The sequence below is a fragment of the uncultured Nostoc sp. genome (assembly GCF_964245445.1).
Lineage (GTDB): Bacteria > Cyanobacteriota > Cyanobacteriia > Cyanobacteriales > Nostocaceae > Nostoc.
Genome location: NZ_CAXTNE010000084.1, coordinates 20,524 through 27,369, shown reverse-complemented (window position 1 = coordinate 27,369; position 6,846 = coordinate 20,524). Strand labels below are relative to the sequence as shown.

General features: G+C 44.0%; 5 protein-coding genes and 1 pseudogene. 3 read left to right on the top strand and 3 right to left on the bottom strand.

The annotated features are described in order from the left end of the window. The coding region (locus ACFE90_RS15990) for a DUF3656 domain-containing protein (RefSeq protein WP_375502124.1) at positions 1 to 2,625 on the top strand (2,625 nt) is incomplete at its 5' end. A 25-nt stretch (positions 2,626 to 2,650) separates the two neighbouring features. Here ACFE90_RS15990 and ACFE90_RS15985 read toward each other — a convergent pair. Together ACFE90_RS15985 and ACFE90_RS15980 are read right to left on the bottom strand one after the other, a co-directional pair. Continuing rightward, positions 2,651 to 3,187, bottom strand: coding sequence for a LysR family substrate-binding domain-containing protein (locus ACFE90_RS15985; protein WP_375502128.1), 537 nt, complete (start codon positions 3,185 to 3,187; stop codon positions 2,651 to 2,653). A gap of 113 nt (positions 3,188 to 3,300) precedes the next feature. Next, a pseudogene (locus ACFE90_RS15980) lies at positions 3,301 to 3,696 on the bottom strand (LysR family transcriptional regulator); the annotation flags it as partial. A 134-nt stretch (positions 3,697 to 3,830) separates the two neighbouring features. Between ACFE90_RS15980 and ACFE90_RS15975 the strand changes: the two are divergent. After that, positions 3,831 to 4,607 carry a methyltransferase domain-containing protein gene (locus tag ACFE90_RS15975; protein WP_375502122.1) on the top strand — a complete coding sequence of 259 codons (777 nt, stop codon included), beginning with the start codon at positions 3,831 to 3,833 and terminating at the stop codon, positions 4,605 to 4,607. A 51-nt stretch (positions 4,608 to 4,658) separates the two neighbouring features. After that, on the top strand, positions 4,659 to 5,234 hold the full coding sequence (locus ACFE90_RS15970; RefSeq protein WP_375502120.1) for a hypothetical protein: 576 nt from the start codon (positions 4,659 to 4,661) through the stop codon (positions 5,232 to 5,234). A 91-nt stretch (positions 5,235 to 5,325) separates the two neighbouring features. Here the strand turns inward: ACFE90_RS15970 and ACFE90_RS15965 are convergent, their stop codons facing one another. Beyond that, positions 5,326 to 6,507, bottom strand: a complete 1,182-nt coding sequence (locus tag ACFE90_RS15965) for an extracellular solute-binding protein (protein ID WP_375502118.1) — start codon at positions 6,505 to 6,507, stop codon at positions 5,326 to 5,328. Between the last annotated feature and the right edge of the window lie 339 nt (positions 6,508 to 6,846).

Below are 6,846 nucleotides of genomic sequence, written 5' to 3'. Positions count from 1 at the left end.
TCCCAACCCTCCCTTCAACGTCCTGAACTACTCGCGCCAGCAGGTAATTGGGACTGTGCTAAAGCTGCTGTGGAAAATGGGGCAGATGCGATTTACTTCGGTTTGGATCGCTTCAACGCCAGAATGCGGGCACAAAACTTTACTGAGGCAGACTTACCCCAATTAATGACATTCCTCCACCGTCGCGGCGTAAAGGGTTATGTCACTGTCAACACACTAATATTTCCCAAAGAACTAGCAGAAGCACAGCAATATCTCCGCACAATTATTGCCGCAGGTGTGGATGCGGTGATTGTCCAGGATGTCGGAATTTGCCGTCTCATCCGTCACCTGTCGCCCGATTTTCCCATCCATGCTTCCACCCAAATGACCATCACCAGTGCGGCTGGAGTGGAATTTGCCAAGTCCCTCGGCTGTCAATTGGTAGTGTTGGCGCGTGAATGTTCTCTTCAGGAAATCAATAAAATTCAGCAGCAGATTGCCCAACAAGAAACTTCGCTGCCCTTGGAAGTCTTTGTTCACGGCGCTTTGTGCGTGGCGTATTCTGGTCAGTGTTTGACTAGCGAGGCTTTAGGCGGACGTTCAGCCAACCGAGGTGAATGTGCCCAAGCTTGCCGGATGCCCTACGATTTAATCGCTGATGGCGAAGTTGTAAATTTAAAAGAACGCAAATATTTACTCAGTCCTCAAGACCTAGCAGGATTAGATGTTTTGCCAGATTTGGTCAAATCAGGAGTAACTTGTCTCAAGATTGAAGGTCGTTTGAAAGCCCCAGAGTATGTTGCTAATGTTACCCATGTTTATCGGCAAGCTTTGGATGGCGTGATGACGGAATTGGAAAGACCTAACCCCCTAACCCCCTTCCCTACTAGGGAAGAGGGAATAAAAGCTCCCCTTTCCGTTTCGGAGAGGGGTTGGGGGAGAGGTCAATCAGATCAAGAACACTACAACCTAGAAATGGCATTTTCTCGCGGACTCTACACGGGTTGGTTTGGCGGGATTAATAATCAGGAACTGGTTCACGCCCGCTTTGGTAAAAAACGTGGGGTTTATTTAGGTGAAGTCAACCGCATTCACAACGAACAGGTAACAGTCAAACTGGAAGCGCCTGTAAAACCAGGAGATGGAATTGTATTTGACTGCGGTCATCCAGAGGCGAAGGAAGAAGGCGGCCGGGTTTATGCTGTGGTGTCCAAAGGTAAAGAAACCATGCTGACATTTGGGCGAAATGACTTGAACCTGCGCCGAGTGCATATAGGCGATCGCATTTGGAAAACCAGCGATCCAGAATTAGATAAGCAATTGCGGCAGAGTTTTGCAGGTGAGAATCCCCAATTTCAACGTCCGATTGATTTGGAGGTTTATGGAGAAGTTGGTCAGATGTTGATTGCGATCGCTCGCGATCGACTCGGTAATATTGTCCAAGTAGAGTCTGCAATTTCCCTGGTTGAAGCGCACACCAAACCCCTAGATACAAACCGTTTACAAGAACAATTCGGTCGTCTCGGTAACACACCTTTTTGTTTGGGAACGCTAACTAACCACCTCAGTGGTGCTATTATGCTGCCCGTCAGTGAATTGAACCGGATGCGGCGGGAAATCGTAGCACAGTTGGAAGAATTGCGAAGTCAACCCAAACGCTGGCAATTACGTTCTGATGTCTCTTTCCAAGACTTACTTCCCTCCTCATCTCCCTCATCTCCCACCCTGCGGGAAGCTAAAGCTACATCTCCCTCACTCATAGTCTTGGTGCGTAACCTTAAGCAACTCCAAGCCGCCCTCAAAGCCGGTATTGAAACACTGTATTGTGAATTTGAAGACCCCCGCGCCTACCGAGAAGCCGTGCAAATGGTGCGCCAACAAAAGCAAAAAAACAAAGCAGACAATTCTTCACTCCCAACTCCCCACTCCCCAATCCCCACTATCTGGGTTGCATCTCCCCGAATTACCAAACCAGGGGAAAATTGGATTTTGCAGCAAGTCCGTGCCTGTGAGGCAGATGGCTATCTGATACGCAACTATGACCAATTGCAATTCTTTGCTCAAGACCGTTGTATTGGAGATTTTTCGCTCAACGTTGCTAATCCCTTAACAGCAGACTACTTTCAGCAACACTTTGGTTTAGAAAGGCTGACGGCATCCTATGACCTGAATATTACCCAACTGCAAGACCTGCTCACCAGTTGCCCACCCCAGTGGTTTGAAGTGACAATCCATCAACATATGCCGATGTTTCACATGGAGCATTGTGTATTTTGTGCCTTTCTATCAACGGGTACAGACTACACTAACTGTGGACGACCTTGTGAAAAGCAGGAAGTGAAATTGCGCGATCGCGTTGGTAGCGAACACGTCCTCAAAGCAGATGTAGGTTGTCGCAATACTGTATTTAACGGCACTGCTCAAACCGGATCCGAGTACGTACAGCGCCTCATAGAACTGGGATTACGTCAATTTCGCATTGAGTTTGTCAATGAAACCCCAGAACAAGTGAGTAAAACAATACATCGCTATCGTCAATTATTGCAAGGCGAGATTACAGGTTCCCAACTATGGCGCGAGTTGAAGTTGCAAAATCAATTGGGCGTAACTCGTGGCCCTATGGGAGTGTCTACATTGCGATAATAATTATTATTGCAAGCTGCCCTATTCACCACTGCTGGGCAGCTTGTTTAACTATTTCCACAAGCCTCAATACAGTTGGGGATGTCTCATTGTTTCGCCAAATCATTGCAATGGCTACTTTTAGAGTAGGTTCTTGTAAAGTTTTATAAACTACCCCAATCCGTTGCAAATTTTGCAAAGATGCTGGGACGATCGCCACACCCATTTCAGCTGCTACTAGGCTGACAATCGTTTGCATCTGGATAGCTTCTTGGGCAACCTTGGGACTAAAGCCTGCTTGCTGGCAGAGACTAATGATTAAGTCATAAAGTCCTGGTGCTAATATCCTGGGAAATAAAATAAACGGTTCATTGGCAAGGGATGTCAAACATACATTAGATTGACTCGCTAGCAAATGTGCTTCAGGTAGTGCCACCATCAGCGACTCTTGAAAAATTGTTTCGCAATTAAATCTATTTTCTTCAACAGGTGGATGCAATAATCCTACATCCATTCGACCTTCCCGTAACCACTCTAAGGGAGCAACGCGATTTTGTGAGGTGCTGCAACCTGGGACGTATATAGCTTGTTTCGGGATGCGATCGCAACTAAAAAACCAAGTTTTGTTGAGAATATAGAGGTGTAATTGAGAACTAAACCCCGATCTCACTTTTTCGCGTTGCTCCCCCACTCTAACTGCTGATCTGTAGTCAGTTCATGCAACTCGATGCTCACACCAGGAACGCAACTACGAAAGGTTCGTAGAATAGTTGGCAAAATATTATACGCCGCAGAACTGACAAAGCCGACTACCAACTGTCCAACTTCGCCCCGACTGGTTTGCCGCCCGACTTGGATTGCCTGTTGTAATTGCCTCATAATTTGCTGAACTTCACCCAAAAACACTTGCCCCGCTTCTGTTAACTGCACATTTCGTTTCGTGCGGTAAAACAGTTCAAAACCCAATTCTCCCTCTAGCTGCCGAATTTGTTGACTTAGGGGAGGTTGGGCAATGTGTAATCGTTTTGCCGCCCGTCCAAAGTGCAGTTCCTCTGCCAAGGTGACAAAGTAGCGCAAGTGTCGTAGTTCCATCTGTTACCTAAACTCATATCTTTAAAATATTAGTTAAGGTGAAAATATATATTGGACATAATTAAAAATCTTTTTTATTGTGATGATCAGGTGGTCATCAATCGGCAAATCAACACACTGTAATTTCACTACTTATGAATAATCTTTCAATACCTAAAAATTCTTGGGATGCTGCTCTTTATGAGGATAAACACGCCTTTGTCTGGCAGTATGGTGAGGACTTACTAAAATTCCTCAACCCTCAGCCAGGAGAATCCATTTTGGATCTTGGCTGTGGTACGGGACAACTTACAGAAAAAATTGCCCAAGCTGGTGCTGAAGTAAGGGGAGTTGATTTTGCACCTGAGATGATTGAAAAAGCCAGAGAAAACTATCCCCATATCCGCTTTAATGTTGCTGATGCTAGGAACTTTCAAGTAGACAAGCCCTTGGATGCTGTGTTTTCCAACGCTGTACTACATTGGGTGAAAGAAGCAGATAGTGTGATCGCCTCCATCCATCAATCCCTAAAACCCGGAGGTCGTTTTGTGGCAGAATTTGGGGGTAAGGGAAATGTGCAAGCGATCGCCACAGCTTTAGAAAGCGCCTTAAAAGCAATTAATATCCCTACACAAGCCCTAAACCCCTGGTATTTTCCTAGTATTGGTGAGTACGCCACCTTACTAGAACACCAAGGCTTTGATGTTATTCATGCCATGCTTTTTGCTCGTCCAACTCCTTTAGCAGAAGGAGAAGCAGGTATGGCAAACTGGATTCAGATGTTCGCTTGCAGTTTTTTAGCAGGGCTTTCTGGTGAGCAACAAATACAAGTAATTCGCGTCGTTGAGGAATATCTCAAGCCAACACTGTATCAACAAGGAACTTGGATAGCAGACTATCGAAGAATTCGCATCGTTGCCATTAAACTTTAATTAAAATGTGCGAATTTTTACTATTGCCTTAATTACGAATTAGTATCAGCTATGCATATACCTAAATTGTGCGTTCGCCCTACAGCCCTTTGGGCATCCTACGGCAGGCGTTGGCGCAGCCAACACCAGAGATCACTTTCATTATTACTAACCATTAGCCTCACCACTTTACTAGTCCCGCCCTCGCTAGCGCAAACCCCCCCAATCCCATCACCTTCTAATGCCCCTCTGGAACTAGACTTATTAACCAAGCCAAAAGACTATGTAATCACAGCTAACACCATAAATCCAGAACGATTAACCGTTCCTAGTTTATGGTGGGCACAACAAAACTCTGAAAGAAAGCTATTGGATAATTGGATAGCATATCCACCTTCTGGAAAAGAACCTGCAAGAGTAGACTTGATCGTGAATCAGCAAGTTTGGAGCTTACTAGACTATGTACAGCGCTACGATTTCGTAAATCGCTTGGGTAGCACTGCACGGAACTTTGGTTACAACGTCCGGGTATTTAATTATCAAAAAGAACCTTTAGCAACCTACACTTGCAACTTTAGTACAAGTCCAGCTTTATGCAGTATCCAAACAACTGTTAAGAACAAGATAGGGTTAGAGCGTTCTTTGTAGAAAAAAGGGAGTGCGTAGAGACGCGATTAATCGCGTCTGAGTTGGGAAGGGCACAAGGGTAACAGGAGAATCACCTATGCCCAATCCTCAATTAAATTTTAATTTTGGCGAATAAAGACTCGTATTGTTTTATTGCTGATGGGGGTAAGGGAAGCAAAAATTCGCTTTTATCAAAAACTTCGCGTAGGCGTAGCCCGTCGTAGACATCGCTCTGTAAAATGCTCCGCAATGCTTCTTGGATATCGGAAGCGACCAGATTTGTAGAAATTGGCGAATTACTTTTGGTCAACACCGAAATTTGTTTAGCTGTGCTTGGTTGCCAACAAAAGTCAATCCATTGATCTGATAAAGTGCTCTTAGTAGTAATACCTGCGGGACGTACCCACAAGTCTGCCCAGATTGCTGTTCCTGACTGGGGAATAACTGCACCAAGTTGCGGATAACGTCCCAAAACTGGCAGTACATCACTTGACCAACCAACCGCTACCCAAGTGTCTCCCATAATTAGAGGTTCTAAGTAGTTATTGGAACTGTAGAACTTTACCTGTTGGTTTAATGTCTGTAATTCCTTTTCCAAGTCTGGTACTTGGTCAATATTCTCTGTATTATAAGATTTTCCTAGCTTCTTTAAGACCAAACCAATAACTTCTCGTGGTTGATTGAGTAGCGAAACGTGCTGCTGCAATCCATCTCGCCACAAATCACTCCAATCTTTGGGCGTCCATCCCAATTTCTGCAACTTGTCACGGTTATAAACAATCACTGTGCTACCCCACCGATAAGGCGCACCCCACACCTTCCCTTGAATATCCAAGTTACCTTGGTCGTTGCGCGTTACCAGTTGTTTCCATCTTTGATCTAAAGCAGACCACTGCTTTAATTGGTTTCCCTGTACCTCTTGGAGTGGTTGAATCAGTTTTTGCTCAATAGCTGCTTTTAGCCAGTAATCTCCCAATGTCACTAGGTCTGCATCAGCTGTTTTTTGACCTTGCATAAAGGGTATAAAGCGTCTCCATCCCTGCTCATCAGTGGCTTTTGGTTTCTGCTGCCAATTTTGTAATTGTTGAAATAAAGCTTGTATCTGCTCAACTGGAGCAAACTTTAACTGCACCTGTTGTTGCAAACCTTTGTGGAACTGATTAACTACCTGACCAGGTATAGAACCTTTTAATAACTGTACTTTTAGTTGCGTCTGCTTGTTTCCACCACAGCCAAAAAGCAGTTGTGAAAGTGCCAGTGTGCTTGTACCTAGCAAAAACGACCGTCGATCCATTGATTTTGGATTTGAGATTTTTAATTATACCTAATATTAAGCAGAGATTTACCAGAGGCTGACTAACTGAAAAACTGTAGTTAGAAAATTAACGGTATTTTTTCTTGGCAATACCGATAAATTTGACTATTTGAATCAAAATAGCGATTTTTTGAGCAAATAGCTACCTAAAAATGAATTTATCTCCATAATTTTACTCATTAGTACTTGTAGGTAAATTTTACTTATATTTGGAAGTAATGATTTAAATGTTACATTTGCACCAAAAATTATCAATACTTAAATAATCCATAAGTATAGTTAACATTGAGAGTAAATTGAATAACATAAAGAAAATGT